The 15,889-nt window shown below is 58.2% G+C and carries 16 protein-coding genes; 10 read left to right on the forward strand and 6 right to left on the reverse strand.

The features are described 5' to 3' along the window. Nucleotides 1-145: 145 nt before the first annotated feature. The gene (locus ACR3EG_RS18330) at nt 146-1,159 is read left to right on the forward strand and encodes an ester cyclase (RefSeq protein WP_480497111.1); all 1,014 of its coding nucleotides are present in this window, start codon (nt 146-148) and stop codon (nt 1,157-1,159) included. After that, nucleotides 1,156-2,037: an amidohydrolase family protein gene (locus ACR3EG_RS18335; protein WP_480497110.1), complete on the forward strand. Its 882-nt coding sequence runs from the start codon at nt 1,156-1,158 to the stop codon at nt 2,035-2,037. Before ACR3EG_RS18330 ends, ACR3EG_RS18335 begins: the two co-directional genes overlap by 4 nt. A gap of 39 nt (nt 2,038-2,076) precedes the next feature. Here ACR3EG_RS18335 and ACR3EG_RS18340 read toward each other — a convergent pair whose 3' ends face one another. Beyond that, a complete protein-coding gene (locus ACR3EG_RS18340; protein WP_170355995.1) occupies nt 2,077-2,712 on the reverse strand; it encodes a DUF1326 domain-containing protein in 636 nt (211 codons plus the stop codon). A gap of 256 nt (nt 2,713-2,968) precedes the next feature. Here ACR3EG_RS18340 and ACR3EG_RS18345 point away from each other — a divergent pair, with 256 nt between their 5' ends. The 3 genes from ACR3EG_RS18345 to ACR3EG_RS18355 all read left to right on the forward strand — a co-directional run bounded on the left by ACR3EG_RS18345 (nt 2,969) and on the right by ACR3EG_RS18355 (nt 5,069). Beyond that, nucleotides 2,969-3,454, forward strand: coding sequence for a PACE efflux transporter (locus ACR3EG_RS18345; RefSeq protein ID WP_170755238.1), 486 nt, complete (start codon nt 2,969-2,971; stop codon nt 3,452-3,454). Between the two features lie 133 nt (nt 3,455-3,587). Beyond that, nucleotides 3,588-4,277, forward strand: a complete 690-nt coding sequence (locus ACR3EG_RS18350; RefSeq protein WP_170755237.1) for an outer membrane protein — start codon at nt 3,588-3,590, stop codon at nt 4,275-4,277. A 69-nt stretch (nt 4,278-4,346) separates the two neighbouring features. Continuing rightward, complete coding sequence (locus ACR3EG_RS18355; protein WP_480497109.1) at nt 4,347-5,069, forward strand: glycosyltransferase family 25 protein; 723 nt, start codon at nt 4,347-4,349, stop codon at nt 5,067-5,069. A 45-nt stretch (nt 5,070-5,114) separates the two neighbouring features. Here the strand turns inward: ACR3EG_RS18355 and ACR3EG_RS18360 are convergent, their stop codons facing one another. After that, nucleotides 5,115-5,765: a peroxiredoxin gene (locus tag ACR3EG_RS18360; RefSeq protein WP_170355987.1), complete on the reverse strand. Its 651-nt coding sequence runs from the start codon at nt 5,763-5,765 to the stop codon at nt 5,115-5,117. Between the two features lie 208 nt (nt 5,766-5,973). On the opposite strand from ACR3EG_RS18360, the gene ACR3EG_RS18365 reads away from it, so the two are divergent. Next, nucleotides 5,974-7,413 carry an aldehyde dehydrogenase family protein gene (locus ACR3EG_RS18365; protein ID WP_480497108.1) on the forward strand — a complete coding sequence of 480 codons (1,440 nt, stop codon included), beginning with the start codon at nt 5,974-5,976 and terminating at the stop codon, nt 7,411-7,413. A gap of 50 nt (nt 7,414-7,463) precedes the next feature. Here ACR3EG_RS18365 and ACR3EG_RS18370 read toward each other — a convergent pair whose 3' ends face one another. Continuing rightward, a complete protein-coding gene (locus tag ACR3EG_RS18370) occupies nt 7,464-8,306 on the reverse strand; it encodes a bifunctional helix-turn-helix domain-containing protein/methylated-DNA--[protein]-cysteine S-methyltransferase (protein ID WP_480497107.1) in 843 nt (280 codons plus the stop codon). 116 nt (nt 8,307-8,422) lie between these two features. Here ACR3EG_RS18370 and nth point away from each other — a divergent pair, with 116 nt between their 5' ends. After that, nucleotides 8,423-9,067 (forward strand): endonuclease III, encoded by a 645-nt coding sequence (nth, locus tag ACR3EG_RS18375; RefSeq protein WP_480497106.1) that lies wholly within the window; start codon nt 8,423-8,425, stop codon nt 9,065-9,067. Next, entirely contained in the window at nt 9,064-10,053 is a 990-nt protein-coding gene (locus ACR3EG_RS18380; RefSeq protein WP_480497105.1) for an adenosine kinase, read from the forward strand. The genes nth and ACR3EG_RS18380 overlap by 4 nt, the downstream gene beginning before the upstream one ends. 48 nt (nt 10,054-10,101) lie before the next feature. Here the strand turns inward: ACR3EG_RS18380 and ACR3EG_RS18385 are convergent, their stop codons facing one another. Both ACR3EG_RS18385 and ACR3EG_RS18390 read right to left on the reverse strand, forming a co-directional pair. Further along, a complete protein-coding gene (locus tag ACR3EG_RS18385) occupies nt 10,102-10,941 on the reverse strand; it encodes a DUF547 domain-containing protein (protein ID WP_480497104.1) in 840 nt (279 codons plus the stop codon). Then, complete coding sequence (locus ACR3EG_RS18390; RefSeq protein WP_480497103.1) at nt 10,938-12,311, reverse strand: radical SAM protein; 1,374 nt, start codon at nt 12,309-12,311, stop codon at nt 10,938-10,940. The genes ACR3EG_RS18385 and ACR3EG_RS18390 overlap by 4 nt, the downstream gene beginning before the upstream one ends. A 139-nt stretch (nt 12,312-12,450) precedes the next feature. Between ACR3EG_RS18390 and ACR3EG_RS18395 the strand changes: the two genes are divergently transcribed. Then, nucleotides 12,451-13,233, forward strand: a complete 783-nt coding sequence (locus ACR3EG_RS18395; protein WP_480497102.1) for an ATP-grasp domain-containing protein — start codon at nt 12,451-12,453, stop codon at nt 13,231-13,233. Between the two features lie 3 nt (nt 13,234-13,236). Here ACR3EG_RS18395 and ACR3EG_RS18400 read toward each other — a convergent pair whose 3' ends face one another. Further along, entirely contained in the window at nt 13,237-13,722 is a 486-nt protein-coding gene (locus tag ACR3EG_RS18400) for an RNA pyrophosphohydrolase (protein WP_480497101.1), read from the reverse strand. 139 nt (nt 13,723-13,861) lie between these two features. On the opposite strand from ACR3EG_RS18400, the gene ACR3EG_RS18405 reads away from it, so the two are divergent. Further along, entirely contained in the window at nt 13,862-15,889 is a 2,028-nt protein-coding gene (locus tag ACR3EG_RS18405) for an FAD-dependent oxidoreductase (RefSeq protein WP_480497100.1), read from the forward strand.

The raw sequence follows: 15,889 nt of genomic DNA on the forward strand, positions 1-15,889 counted from the left end.
CCAACAAGGATTCGCTTTGCATACGTTTGCAAAACTGTAATTCGCATGTATCAAATCGGGCAAGACTTTTTTGCATACGTATGCAAAAATGAAGCTGAAACCCGACTCATCCCTGGCGGATGAACCTGATAAAACGCTGAGAAACATGGTAAATTCCGAACACTTTCAGACAGCAAAAAAATTAATCATTGCCTTTCACAAGGAGTTGGAAGGCGTAGGTGAGGATCAAATTTCGCAGGTTCTGGGCCAATTTTGCGCACCAGATATGCTGTGGCGTGGCTTTCATCCATTCAATCAGCTTAGCGGTCCCGCGCAAGTCGGGGACCGATTCTGGCAGCCGCTCAAACACAGTTTAGCCCATCTTCAAATACGCGAGGACATTCTGTTTGCCGGACAGAACTCATTGCGGGACGAGGCCGATATCTGGGTCGTCTCAATGGGGCATCTTATGGGGTTGTTTGACCAACCGTGGTTGGGCATCCGCCCGACAGGCAAGCTGACTTTCCTACGATATTGTGCCTTTTATCGGATCGCCGAGGGTCAGATTGTCGAAACAGCTATGTATTTCGACATTCCGCATCTGATGGTGCAGGCCGGGCAGAACCCCTTCCCACCGCAGACCGCCATGCATGTGGTGCAGCCAGGTCCAAGAACGCATGACGGGCTGCTGATAACTGAACAGCCCATCGAAGAGGGGCAGAAAACTCTGGCCGTGATCAATGCAATGATTGCAGATCTGGGCCAATGGAACAGCGGGCTATCGCTTGAGGATGAACTGGCCCAAAGCTGGCACGACGACATGCTGTGGTGGGGGCCCGAAGGTATCGGCGCGACCTATACGATCGAACGCTATGCCAAGCAGCACTCCGGCCCGTTCCGCGCCGCTTTCACGAACCGCTCCAAGACCAATCATATTTGCCGACTGGCCGAGGGACATTACGGCGGCTTTTTTGGCTGGCCCAACTTTACGGCCATTCCAACCGGCGGTTTCATGGGGATGCCGGCCACCGGCCAGACCGGCGAATTTCGGGTGATCGACATTTATCGCCGTGATGGTGACAAGTTGGCTGAGAACTGGATTTTCATTGACCTGCTGCATTTCTGGAAAGGGCAAGGCGTCGACATTCTGGAACGCAGCACAGGGATAGAAACGCTATGAAGATAGATGCACATCACCACCTTTGGGACCTGTCTGCTGTGACATATCCGTGGCTGGCCGAAAAAGGTGTTGTTCGATTTTTCGGTGACCCCGCGTCCATCCAACGGGATTATCTGCTGCCAGAATTCCGCGCGGATGCCGAAGCACGGGGCTTTGGCGCGTCGGTACATATCCAGGTAGGAGCAGCAGACCCGTGGGCCGAAGCGCGTTGGGTTCAATCCGTGGCCGACCAGTTTCCGGACTGGCCTCTGTTACAGGTGGCCTTCTGCGATCTGACGGCTGATGATCTGAGTGAACAACTCGATCGTCTTCAAACCTTGCCGTCCCTGCGCGGTGTTCGACAGATCATAGGCCGCGCGCCCGGCGAGGACGCAGTCACCGGCACCAATGCGCTGCTTGAGGACCCCAATTTCCTATCCGGCCTTCAACAATTGGGGGCGCGTGGCCTGTCCTTTGACCTGCAACTTCTGCCCGAATTGATGCAACAGACCGCTGCAGTTCTTGCCCAATCCCCCGAGACGCAGGTGGCATTGTGCCATGCCGGATCACCGCATGATCGAACGGATGAAGGCTTGCGCCAGTGGTCCGATGCCTTGATATCGTTGTCCTGTTTGCCGCAGGTTTATTGCAAGCTGTCCGGTTTGGGGATGTTTGATCACAGCTGGAGCGCCAACAGCGTTTCGCCCATCATAAAGACCTGCCTGTCCCAATTCGGATCTGACCGCTGCATGTTCGGGTCGAATTTCCCGGTCGACAGCCTAAGCGCGACATATCACGAGACCGTATCCCGGCATGAGGCCATCGTCCCGGTCGCCAGTCATACCGATGTCTTTCACAACACGGCAAAACGCTTTTACCGCATTGAAGCAGCGCGTTAACGGCTCAGTGAAACAGGGGGCGGAAACGGTCGGAATGTCCTAGTGGGCGACCCCGGACGGCCCGTGTTTCAGCACATGCCACTGACCAAAGCTATCCTTCAGGTCCAGCGTGATCGCAGCATTCGCCGTGGTCGAGGCGCTGCCGATCTCGGCGATGGTGAATTCGATCCCACCGGGAATATCAATGCGCACCCGGTGCTCTCCGCCACCATGCGGGGCCTGAATCGGGCGTCCGGTTGATCGCAACACGTCGCCTACTGTGACATTGGCTTTGCGCCCTTCGATGTCGATATCAAAGTCTATCGGCAGATACAGGGTATCATGCACGGTTTTGCACATGGCACGGAACACGAACCAATGGGTGGCCATTTCGTCGGTTTCTTCCCCGTGGAACACTTTCTCCAGCGCATTCCGCTGCGCGTCTGTCGCACCCGGATCAATGATCACCTGCATTTCCCCTCCGCCCTCGAAAATCGGGCCGGGCCAGGCATAGATCAGTGCCGCCTTGGTGCCCGTCAGGTCGATCTCGCCGAAATGCCCTTTGGACACCTCGAGCACTTCGAACCCTCGGCAATTCCCATGGGTGGGTAGTTCTTCGAACTGGCAGGGACAGGCGTAACCGCAATTGCAGTTTCCGAATGCCGCGCCCTCAACGTACCAATCTGTAAATGCCATCGTGACCCTCCTGAAATGAAAGCCCGATACCTGTCTTCATCTGCCCCGACGACGGTATCCTAGCACATTTGCCCCAGAACTCCGAACCAAGGTGCCAATCATCTGGCACGCCTTAAGGGTCTGTGTCCAAGTTCACAGTCAAAGAGATCTCGGCCTGACAGTTTACCCAAGGGAAACAATTTCCTGCCGACCTATAAGACAGGTCCGGACAAAAGACCGAATTAGCAAGGTCATCACGTGTGTGAAGGGATGGGTCATGACACTGAGGACGTTCAAAGAGCGCGTCATTCAAACCGGCAGTTTTGAGCTTATAGGCATTGCCTTTGTCTCACCGGTTTACGCTTATATCGCCGGATCTTCTATGGCGCATGGATTTGCGTTGATCACGCTGCTGTCCATCGTCATTCTGATATGGTCTCCGGTCTTCAACACCTTGTTCGACCTGCTGGAAAGGAACCAAACCTGCCGTTTGGCCTGCGCCCGGCCGCACCGGATGCGAATTATTCACGCCGTTCTGCACGAGGTCACAGCGGTGATCATCACGTGCCCGTTGATGATGTATGTCGGAGGGCATTCGTTAAAAACCGCGCTGGCCTTCAACCTCGGCCTGACGATCACATACTCTGTCTATACCTACGTATTTCACATCGTTTATGACCGACTGCGGCCCGTTCAACCTGTACGCGCAATTCAGGATGCAGTAATGCAACCGGTGGAATTGTCAGCCCCGCAAAACGTATGACATCACGGGTTGCGATTATTCGCTCACACAGCCCCAAATACCTGTGAATCGAAGTGAAGCCTTCATGCCTTCCTATTGCCGAAGCGTTCGCCCACATGTGCGCTCATAACCATTTGGAACAAAGGACATGGACATGGTTAAGCGTATTCTTCTCGCCTCGGCGGCACTGACGATCAGCGCATCGGCATTGTCGGCACAGAGTCTGGCAGACGGCCTGTATATTCAGGGCTTCGCTGGTTACAGCCAGCTGCAGGACAGCGACTTCAGCGGCACCGTCAATGGCGGCCCAGAAAATGTCGACACCGATTTCGACGGTGGTTTCGGCCTGGGTGTGGCCGTTGGCAAAGAGATCCCGCAATGGAGCAACGACACCATCGGCACCCGGATCGAACTGGAACTGTCTTATCGTGACAACGATGTGGACGGTGTAAACTTCTCCGGCAACGGCCCGGCCGCCGAAGGCAATGTTTCGGGCGATGTGACTCAGACTTCATTGTTTGCGAACGTTCTGGTCGACTTCAAGCAGGCCGGGGCCTTCACCCCTTACGTAGGCCTGGGCTTGGGTGCGACCTATACCGACCTGGATTTCGCCTATGGTCCGGGTGTCGAACTGGACGACAGCGACACGACCTTTGCAGCCCAGATCATCGCAGGTGTATCTTATGACGTCAGCGCCAACACCTCTCTGACGCTAGATACCCGCTATTCGCGCGCCTTTGACGTTTCGTCTGATCGCCTGGCCCCGAACGGAGCGCTGACCGGAACTGTCGAAGACGATATCGACGCGTTCAGCGTAAATTTCGGTGTCCGCCAGCAGTTCTGATAGCATAGGGGAAGAGTTTCTCTCCGGTTTCTCTTCCCCCGCATGTTCCTGTGCTCTATGCACGGGGGCATGCGTTCATTTGTCATTCATATGTCCTCCAGCACCGCCCGGCGGAAGAACGCGGTAAAGCTGTGCCAGGATCTGCCAAATGGCGAGTTGATCGAGGCTGTGGATGGTCGCGATCCGCAACAAATAAACGATGTCCAAATATTTCCGGGTAATCTGCACCGCCCCGAATACCCGTTTGAATTACGTCCGGCCGAGATCGGGGTGTTTCAAAGCCATCGGCGAATTTGGCAAAAAATGGTCGACGAAAAGATTGATTTGGCCATCACCACCGAAGACGACCTGCGCATCGACCCAGAACGCATGAAGCAGGCCCTTGAGCTGATCAAGCCGATTGTCACTCCGGACCATTATATACGAATCCCCGTCAAACAGCGGGAAACCGCGACGCAGGTGCTGGCAAGGCGAAACGATCTAAGGCTCATTTTGCCCAAAGTCATTGGCTTGCAATGCGTCTGCCAACTGGTCGGACGTCGGGCTGCGGAACGTTTGCTTGCGGTGACAAATCAAATCGACCGTCCGATAGATACGTTCCTGCAGATGCATTGGCTTACCGGACAACCGATCCACTCTTTGCAAGGCAGCGGCAATCAGGAAGTCGCGGGTGAGATCGGCGGCTCGACTATTCAGTTCCGACCCCCGGTCAGCGATAAGCTGACACGCGAGTTCAAACGCGCGGCTTACAGGGCAAAACTGATGCAGCACCCTCAGCGGGTTAGCGCCTGACACGCGCAGTTTAAAAAAGCGGGGCTTTACGCCCCGCTCTGTGTACTAGCTTGGCGCTTTGGTTTTGCGCAGATAGGGAAAGATCGTTTCGAACTCGCCGAATTTCTCTTTGGCCTCTTCGTTGGAAACTGCAGGCGGGATAATCACGTCCTCGCCCGGTACCCAGTTGGCCGGGGTTGCAACGCCCTTGCTGCTCATTTGCAGACCGTCCAGCGCACGCAGGATTTCCGCAAAGTTGCGGCCCACTGTCATCGGATAGGTCATCGACAGCTTCAACTGCTTGTCGGGGCCAATGATAAAGACAGAACGCACCGTGGCGCTGTCTGCAGGGGTACGACCGTCGGGCAGATACGCCTCGGCGGGCAGCATGTCGAAGGCTTTTGAAACCGCAAGCCCGTCATCGGCGATGATCGGGAAACCGGGATTTGCGTTACCGTAAGCCTCGATGTCCTTCTTCCACTTCTTGTGGTCTTCTACGCCATCGACCGAGACGCCGAGAACCTTGGTGTTTCGCGCCGCCCATTCGTCATTCAACTGCGCAACAGCGGAAAACTCGGTGGTGCAGACAGGGGTAAAATCCTTGGGGTGCGAGAACAGAATCGCCCAGCTATCGCCAATCCAGTCATGAAACTGAATGGTGCCCTGATCCGTTTCTGCGGTGAAATTCGGGACGGTGTCGTTGATACGCAAACCCATGGGGCCTCTCCTTCTGATACTGGTAAGCCTGATGAGAACTTAATCAATTTGCCCATAAGTTAAACTGCTGTTTCCGGATCGAGTTCAAATTCACGCATTTCGATTTGAAGCCCACACGGAATTGTCCCTTGCCCGGCGTCTACCATGGTGACAAGGTTGCGGCGAAAAACCGACCAACCGGTCGGGTCAACTACGAAAGTGTTGCAGCATGATCGAAAAGCGTAACTTCTACATCAATGGCGAATGGATAAGTCCTGCAGCGACCAATGATTTCGAAGTCATCAACCCCTCGACCGAAGAGCCCTGTGCGGTCATTTCCCTTGGATCACAACCGGATACGGACGCTGCTGTAGCGGCGGCAAAGGCGGCCCTGCCGGGCTGGATGGCAACCCCGGTAGAAGACCGCATCGCTCTGGTCGAGAAACTGATCGAGATCTACGCATCACGTTCAGAAGACCTTGCGCAGGCGATGTCTATGGAAATGGGCGCGCCAATCAACATGGCCCGGACGCAGCAATCAGGCGCAGGGGTTTACCATCTTAAGAACTTTATCCGCGCTGCAAAGGCATTCCAATTTGAACGCCCGCTGGGCGAACATGCGCCCAATGACCGGATCATCTATGAGGCGGTGGGTGTTGCCGCATTGATCACGCCATGGAACTGGCCGATGAACCAGATTACCCTGAAAGTTGGCGCGGCGGCGATTGCAGGCTGTACGATGGTGCTGAAACCGTCCGAGCAAAGCCCCCTGAACGCGATGATCTTCGCCGAGATGATGGACGCGGCAGGCTTTCCTGCAGGCGTGTTCAATTTGGTGAACGGTGATGGTGTGGGTGTGGGGTCTCAGCTGTCGGCGCACCCAGACGTGGATATGATCAGTTTTACAGGTTCGACCCGCGCGGGAACTGCGATTTCCAAGAATGCAGCAGATTCACTGAAGAAAGTGCATCTGGAACTGGGCGGCAAAGGCGCAAACGTTGTCTTTGCGGACGCCGATGAAAAAGCGGTCAAACGTGGCGTTTTGCACATGATGAACAACACCGGCCAAAGTTGTAATGCGCCAAGCCGTATGTTGGTTCAGCGCCCGATCTATGATCAGGCGGTTGAAACCGCAGCCGAGGTGGCCGCCAAAGTCGCCGTCGGTCCCGCGCTGGAAGAAGGTCGCCATATCGGCCCCGTGGTGAACGAACTGCAGTGGACTAAGATACAAGACCTGATCCAGAAGGGCATCGACGAAGGCGCTCGTTTGGTCGCTGGTGGCACCGGACGGCCCGAAGGTCTGAACAAGGGCTATTACGTGCGCCCCACCGTCTTTGTTGACGCCACCAATCAGATGACCATCGCGCGCGAGGAAATCTTTGGCCCGGTCCTGACTATGATCCCCTTCGACACCGAGGAAGAGGCCATCGAGATTGCCAATGACACGCCTTATGGCCTGACCAACTATGTCCAGACACAGGACGGCGACCGCGCCAACCGTATGGCGCGCGTGCTGCGATCCGGCATGGTGGAGATGAACGGTAAATCACGTTCGGCAGGGTCCCCGTTTGGGGGGATGAAGCAATCCGGCAACGGGCGCGAAGGCGGCGTTTGGGGGCTGGAGGATTTTCTTGAGGTCAAAGCCGTCGGCGGCTGGGCCGCCGAGTAAACATCCCTAGTGATCCAATAGTGAGGCACCTTGCGGTGCCTCGCTCTGTTTCAGGCATCCGCCTGAGCGGCTTCATAGGCCAGCATCGCGCGTTTGACGGGCAGGCCCCAGTGATAACCGCCCAGACCACCCGATTTCCGCAACGCCCGGTGACACGGGATCAGCCAGCTGACCGGGTTGCGCCCAACCGCCGTGCCCACGGCCCGCACCGCTTGCGGGGACCCCACCCGCTGCGCGATTTCGGAATAGGTCGTGACCTGCCCCGACGGGATGTGCATCAGCGCCTCCCACACTTTGATCTGCAGGGGCGAACCGATCAGGTGCAGCGGGGTCACCGCGCGATCGGCACCAAATGACGCTTCGACCCAGGGGCGCAGCTTTTCGGTATTCTCGACATAGCGGGCTTTGGGCCAGCGCGAGGTCATGTCCTCCATCGCCGCCGCTTCGCCGGTTTCCGCGCCAAAGGCCATGCCACAGATGCCCTTGTCGGTGCCCATCACCAAAGTTTGGCCAAAGGGGCAGTCGAACCAGCCCCAGTATATCGTCAGGCCATCGCCTTTGCGGGCGTATTCGCCGGGGCTCATGGATTCCCATTTCAGGAACAGATCGTGCAGGCGACCGGACCCGGACAGCCCCACGTTATGCGCGGTCTCCAACGTGGTGAACCGCTCGCGCAGCAGCGCCTTGGCGTGGCCCAGCGTCAGGTATTGCTGATAGCGTTTCGGCGACACCCCGGTCCAGCGCGAGAACAGGCGCTGAAAATGCGCCGGGCTCATGTCCATCTGGCGGGCCAGCTCGTCCAGCGACAGGGATTCACCGCCCTGATCAATCAACTCGATCGCGCGGCGCATGACGTTGTAATGGTATCCGCTTTCGGGGGTCTGGACGTTCATATCTCACCTCATCTTCTGTCCCGGACCATATCCCGCAACGCTCATCCCTGCGACCCGAAACCTGCGCATTGGCTTTGGGCTTGTGTCACAGGCCCTTGGGCGGCATTAAGGCCCGGATGGCAAAGCAACTCGACTACCACACGATCCGTGAGATCTTTACGCGCTTCCAAGACGCCGACCCCGAACCCAAGGGCGAGCTGGATCATGTGAACGTCTATACCCTTGTGGTCGCCGTGGCGCTGTCGGCGCAGGCCACCGATGCGGGCGTCAACAAAGCCACCAAAAAGCTGTTCAAAATCGCCGACACGCCGCAAAAGATGCTGGATCTGGGCGAGGCGGGCCTGACCGAGCATATCAAGACCATCGGCCTGTTCCGCCAAAAGGCCAAGAACGTCATCAAGCTCAGCCGTATTCTGGTCGATGAGTATGGTGGCGAGGTGCCCAATTCCCGCGCCGCCCTGCAATCGCTGCCCGGTGTCGGGCGCAAGACGGCCAATGTGGTGCTGAACATGTGGTGGCGGCAACCGGCGCAGGCGGTCGACACCCATATCTTCCGCGTCGGCAATCGCACCGGCATTTGTCCCGGCAAGACCGTGGACGCGGTCGAGCGCGCCGTCGAAGACAATATTCCCGCCGATTTCCAACTGCACGCGCATCACTGGCTGATCCTGCATGGTCGCTATCACTGCAAGGCGCGCAAACCTTTATGCGGAACCTGTATCATCCGCGATCTCTGCCAATTCGAGGACAAGACCCTATGAAAACGTATCAACTCACCGGTATCGGCAACGCCGTTGTGGATGTAATCTCTCAGGCCGATGATAGCTTTCTGGAGCTGATGGGCATCGAAAAAGGCATCATGCAACTGATCGAGCAGGAACGCGGTGAAGTGCTCTATGCCTCGATGGAGGGGCGCGTGCAGACACCAGGCGGCTCGGTCGCGAATACCATTGCAGGTGCTGGGGCACTGGGACTGGATGCGGCATTCATTGGCCGGGTGCATGACGACGCGCTGGGGCGGTTCTATGCCGATGCGATGAATGAGGATGGTGTCGATTTCGTCAACCCGCCGGTCGCGGGTGGAGAACTGCCGACCTCACGCTCGATGATCTTTGTCTCGCCCGATGGCGAACGGTCGATGAACACTTATCTGGGGATTTCCTCGGAACTGTCGTCTGCCGACGTGTCCGAGGACGTGTCGGGCAACAGTCAGATCATGTTCCTTGAGGGCTATCTGTTCGACAAGGAAAAGGGCAAGGCCGCGTTTCTTGAGGCCGCGCGCACCTGTCACAAGGGCGGCGGCAAGGCGGGGATCGCCATTTCCGACCCGTTCTGCGTGGAACGTCACCGGGTCGATTTCCTGCTGCTGATCGAGAACGAATTGGATTTCGTCATCGGCAACGAGGCCGAGATCAAATCGCTGTTCGAAACCAATGATCTGGATGAGGCCCTGAGCAAGACCGCCGCGATCTGTCCGCTGGTCGTATGTACCCGTTCGGGCGATGGCGTGACGGTTCTGCATGATGGTCAGCGCATCGACATTCCGGTGGAAAAAGTGGTGCCCGTCGACGCCACCGGCGCGGGCGATCAATTCGCTGCGGGCTTCCTGTTTGGTATGGCCACGGGCCGCGATTACGAGACCTGCGCCAAGATCGGCAACGTCTGCGCCCGCGAAGTGATCAGCCATATCGGCCCCCGCCCCGAGGCAAACATGCAGGAATTGCTGCGCGCCGAAGGGCTGCTGTAAGTCGCTGAGTTGCGCCGAGGGCGTCCAGATGACCTTGGCGTAACTTTTTTACGACCCCGCTGCCGCGTCGTTCAGTGCCCAGTCATACTTATAGGCACTGACACGGGACACATCTTGCAGCCGCGCCTCCAGATCGGAGTCGGCGACCGTTCGGACATAGGTTAGAACCGCCTGTTCGTTCGGTCCGAAATCCTCTCGGAACCAGATGAAGATTTTGGACAGGATCAACCCGCCATTGTCATTAAACCGCACCCCGCGCGGGTCGTTGATATAGGCGCGCTCGGCGGCGGCAAAGTCGCGCTCCAGCGTGTCGGCCTGCCAGGCGCGGTCCATCAGGTTTGGGCAGCCCACAGCGGCGCAGTTCAGGGCATAGTGAATGCGCGGCTCGTTGAATTCAGGGCGGATGATGCGGTGCTCGATCTCGTTCAGGGTCAAAGCCTGCCCCGAAACCGTGACCAGAGGCCGGTTCCACGGCCCGATTGACAGCGGGCCGTCCTTGATGTCGCGGATCGAGGCAACTGGATAATTTTCAAGGATCACATCCACCGTCACCGCGTTATACATGTTGATCCAATAGGCCAGCTGTTGATCGCGGGTCAGCGCCGCAGGGTCCACTGCTTGCAAATCCTCAATATACCCGTCCAGACGCGCTTTGTCGTCGGCCGAGACCTGCCCGTAAGCCACGCGATTTACCCCCTGCGCATCAGGCGCGACATAGCGGTTCAGAAAGGCGGTCCAGTCGCGGTGATCCACACGCTCTCCGGGTGGTTGGGCAGCGCGGGTCAAGGCACTGTTCGTCAAAGGCTCGGGCGCAGGAAGGGCCAAACGTTCGACACTGGCACAGGCGGTCAGCAAAGGCAGCAACAGAAGGATCAGCAAACGTCTCATGAGGCATCCTTTCGGATTTGGCGCAGGGCGCGCATCTGCCCTTTCAGCCGTTTCATCGGGGCAAGAGCTGGGTCGCTAAGCTCGGGCAGGTCCGGCCCATTCGACAGGCGCGGAACAGCGGCGTTCCACCAGCTCGGGCCGGTGGGCCCGTCAAGACGATCAGGACTGGCCAAGTGCATGTCGCGCTGCGCGTTATGGACACACATCGAAAGCGGCCCATTCGCCGTGGCCACCATGAACACGCACGAGGCGCAGCGATCCTCGTCCAACTGATCCGCCGCCATGAAATTGTGAATAAACACCGCCTGCCGCCGCACCGGGCCACGCAGCAGACCAGTGCCCAGACGAGCGATGCTGAGCCCAAGTTGACCCAATGCGCGCAGCGCCAGCAGCGGATGTCGTCGGATCATGCGCCCAACCTTGGGGCGAATACGGATATGGGCATCCTGATTGTCGTCCACCCCTTCCAGAGCCGCCATCACCCGATGCACCAGCGGTTGGTTTGACAACAACGAAACAACCCGCCCCCCTGCTGTGACAACACTGGCATAACTGTTGCACTTGGAATGCCCTACAGCTGCCGTGCCGAAATGCAGCGGGGCCTCGTATCCAGCTTCAATCGAACGCGCGACGCTGTCCTGCGTGATCATCTCGGGCCGTTCGCGCAACACGCCGCGCCCGGTATCGGCCTGCATCTGGAACGAGACAAAGGCGACCTCGGGTCGGTCACGCAGAAACCGCGCCAATGCGGGAAGGTCATCGAAATTCCCCTCGAACACGGTGGTGTTGAACAGGATGCGCAGGCCCAACCCGCGCGCGCGTCGGATATAAGCGCGGCGGACGGTGTTCAGCTCGACCTCGGAGGTGAACCCCTTGCGCTCTTGCGTCATGTCCACGTGAAAGGCCACATCATCCAGACCGGCTGCGGCCAGCCGCGTCAGGAACGCCCGGCTGGCGCGGATACCATTGGTCATTAGGCACGACCGCATCCCCAAGCGCTTGATTTCGCGGCACAGCGCCTCAAGGTCTTCGACCTTGCGCAGGGTCGGGTCGCCCCCGGTCAACTGAACCGACACCCCGGTACCATAGTGGCTGTGGATCGTCTTCAACCGCGCGAACAGAACCGAAAGAGGCGGATCATAGGTCATCTCGGCCCGGTCCGAGAGATAGCACAGCGTGCAATCCAGATTACATCGCTGCGTGACCTCAAGCGCGACGCAGGCGATAGGATAGAACCGCCCCGCCGTCTGCCCGGCGTGATATTCCCCACAGCTTTGCAATCCCTCGCGCAGGGGCGCGCGGCGGTTGGAACCGGAGAATTTGCGCCCGGCGGGGACGATGGCGGGGGGGCTGTGAACGGTGTCTCTCATGCGCACCAAGCTAGAGACGGGCCGACGTGCGAACTACGCCCCCTCACGGCAAGTTGTCGCAGGGTGAGTGAAGGGGGCAGTATTGAAATTTTTTGGTCAAACGTCACTCTGCCAGCACGTTATAAAGCGGGTGAAACGGATGCAGTGGCTACTTCAGGAATTCGAAGACACACAAAATCTGGCTGATGCGTTGGACCGGCTCGACATTCCCTACTCGTGGCACAAGGTTGTCCCGTTCATTGGCGATCTGACCCCGGAACCGGTTGTCACCAACCCGGACAACGTCATTTTGTTCGGCTCCTATACGCTTTGGCGTTATGCGGCGAACCGTGGCCTGAAACCCGGTGTCTTCAAACTACGCCCTTTCGTAAATGAGACCGAATGGCATCCTTATTTGCTGAATGGTCCTGACTCTTTGTTCCTGCACCTGAAAGACATCCCCACCAACCTGCCCAATGACGGGCGCAGCTGGTTTCTGCGCCCCGTCGATGACAGCAAAGAGGTGCCCGGAACCGTCAAGACGACCCAAGAGATCATTACCCTTGCCCAAAACGTTCTAGGACTGGGTGAAGATGAGGTCCCCAAAGGGTCATTGCGCCATGACACATTGCTGATGCTCAGCCAGCCAATCCGTATCCTCAAAGAGTGGCGACTTTGGGTCGTGGGCGGGAAAGTCGTCACCTATTCCCTATACAAAGAAGGCACTCGTGTCGTTTATCGGCCCGAGATTGATGAGGATGCACGGGCTTTTGCGCAGCGGCTGGTGGACCTCAATCCCGATTACTCCCCAGCCTTCGTGATCGACATCTGCCGCACGGCAGTTGGCTTGAAGATGCTGGAGACGAATTGCATCAACGCCGCCGGATTCTACGCCGCCGACTTGTTGCGACTGGTCGATGCAATAGAAACTTTGGGCGAGTGATCTTCAGCCTAGATAATCCGCGAACGCGTCCACCACCTGCTCATAGACCGCGCGTTTGAAAGGCACGATCTCGTCCACCAGACGCGCGGGCTCCTGCCATTTCCATTGGGTGAATTCCGGATGTTCGGTTTCAATATTGATCTGATCATCGCGCCCTGTGAAACGCAGCAGGAACCATTTCTGTTCCTGCCCGCGATAGCGCCCCTTCCAGATCTTCGGCACGATGTCATGAGGCAGATCATATGGCAGCCAGCCGGGGGTTTCGGCCACCACCTCGACCAGATCTGCGGTCACGCCGGTTTCTTCCCACAACTCGCGCAGGGCGGCATCGCGCGGGTCTTCACCTTTGTCCACACCACCCTGCGGCATCTGCCATGCGTCCTTGGGACCATCATTTCGCATTCCGACGAAAATCTTGCCCTCTGCATTCATGATCATCAGCCCGACACAAGGCCGATAGGGCAGTTTAGCGATCTGGTCGGGGGTCATGCTGGGCCTCGTAATTTTCCTATGCAGGTTCTTTATCAACTGCCAGACTAACAGCAAAGACTTTGACGTTAGGTTTCACGTGACAACGTTGACGTGAACGTCAATCTAACGCTCACACAACCGAGAGGGAGAGTTCGCCGTGACTGCGTACCCAAACATGCTGGCCCCGCTGGATCTGGGCTTTACCACTCTGAAAAACCGGGTCCTGATGGGCTCGATGCATACGGGGCTCGAGGAAACGGGCGATTGGAATCGCGTGGCCGAGTTTTATGCCGACCGTGCACGCGGCGAAGTTGGGCTGATGGTGACGGGCGGGATTGGCCCGAACCTCGAAGGCTCGGTCCTGCCCGGCGCGTCTATGATGACCAATGAAGATGAGGTCGCCAAGCATTCCATCGTGACCCAGCGCGTACACGAGGCGGGCGGCAAGATCGCCATGCAGATCCTGCACGCGGGCCGCTATGCGTATGGTCCTAAATGCGTGGCCCCCAGCCCGGTCAAGTCGCCCATCTCGCCCTTCCCGCCCAATGAGCTGGATGAGGACGGGATCGAAAAGCAGATCGCCGATATCGTCAACGCCGCCACGCTGGCCCAAAAGGCAGGCTATGACGGCGTCGAGATCATGGGGTCCGAGGGGTATTTCATCAACCAGTTCCTCGTGACCCATACCAACAAACGCACCGACCGTTGGGGCGGATCATATGAAAACCGGATGCGCTTGCCGATTGAGATTGTGCGCCGCACGCGTGAGGCCGTGGGCACCGATTTCATCATCATCTACCGTCTGTCGATGATCGACCTTGTGCCCAATGGCTCCACCCATGATGAGGTTGTGCAACTGGCGCAAGAGATCGAAAAGGCCGGTGCCACGATCCTGAACACCGGCATCGGCTGGCATGAGGCGCGGATTCCGACCATTGCCACATCCGTTCCCCGCGCGGCCTTTGCCTGGGTGACGAAAAAGCTGATGGGCAAGGTGAGCATTCCGGTCATCACATCGAACCGGATCAACACGCCCGAAGTCGCAGAAGAAGTTCTGTCGACCGGATGTGCTGACATGGTTTCCTTGGCCCGTCCGATGTTGGCGGATGCGGATTTCGTCGCCAAAGCGATGAACGGCAACGCGGCCAAGATCGCGCCCTGTATTGCCTGTAACCAAGCCTGTCTGGACCACACGTTCAGCGGCAGGTTGACATCCTGTCTGGTCAACCCGCGCGCTTGTCACGAGACCGAGCTGGTGATCGAACCCGCCGAGACCCGCAAAACCGTGGCCATCGTCGGCGCAGGCCCCGCAGGCCTGTCCACCGCCATGACCGCCGCCCAGCGCGGCCACGACGTGACCCTGTTTGACCGCGCGTCCGAGATCGGTGGCCAGCTGAACATGGCCAAACAGGTGCCCGGCAAGGAAGAGTTCTGGGGTTTGGTCGATTGGTTCCGCACCATGATCGCTGATCTTGGGGTAAAGGTCGAACTGAACCGCGAAGTCACGGCTGACGACCTGACCGGCTTTGACGAGGTGGTCATTGCCACCGGCGTCACCCCGCGCGATCCGCAGATTCCGGGGCAGGATCGGGACAATGTGATCGACTATATCGACGTGCTGCGCCACAAGGCCAAGGTCGGCAAATCCGTCGCCGTGATCGGCGCGGGTGGTATCGGGTTCGACGTGTCCGAATTCCTGCTGGAGGACGGCCACAGCATTACCACTGACCTGCCTGCCTGGATGAAGGAATGGGGCGTCACCGACCCCGCCGAGCATCGCGCCGGTCTGGCCCCCGAAGGCCCGCAACCCGCCGCGCCTGCGCGTCAGGTGACTCTGCTGCAGCGCAAGAAGCAGGCGCATGGCAAGGGTCTGGGTAAAACAACCGGCTGGATCCACCGCGCCACGCTGAAGATGAAGGACGTCAATTTCGTCGGCGGCGTGAACTATGAACGCATCGACGACGACGGCCTGCATGTCAGCTTTGGCGAAGAGCGTGCCGACCCGACCGTGATCGCGGCGGATACGATTGTTTTGTGCTCCGGTCAGGTCTCGGACCGCAGCCTTGCGGATACGCTGATCGAACGCGGCATCACCCCGCATGTGATCGGCGGCGCGGATGTTGCGGCAGAGCTGGACGCCAAACGCGCAATCAATCAGGGTACACGACTGGCGGCCGGTTTCTAA

The sequence above is a fragment of the Ruegeria sp. AM7 genome, from assembly GCF_056535965.1.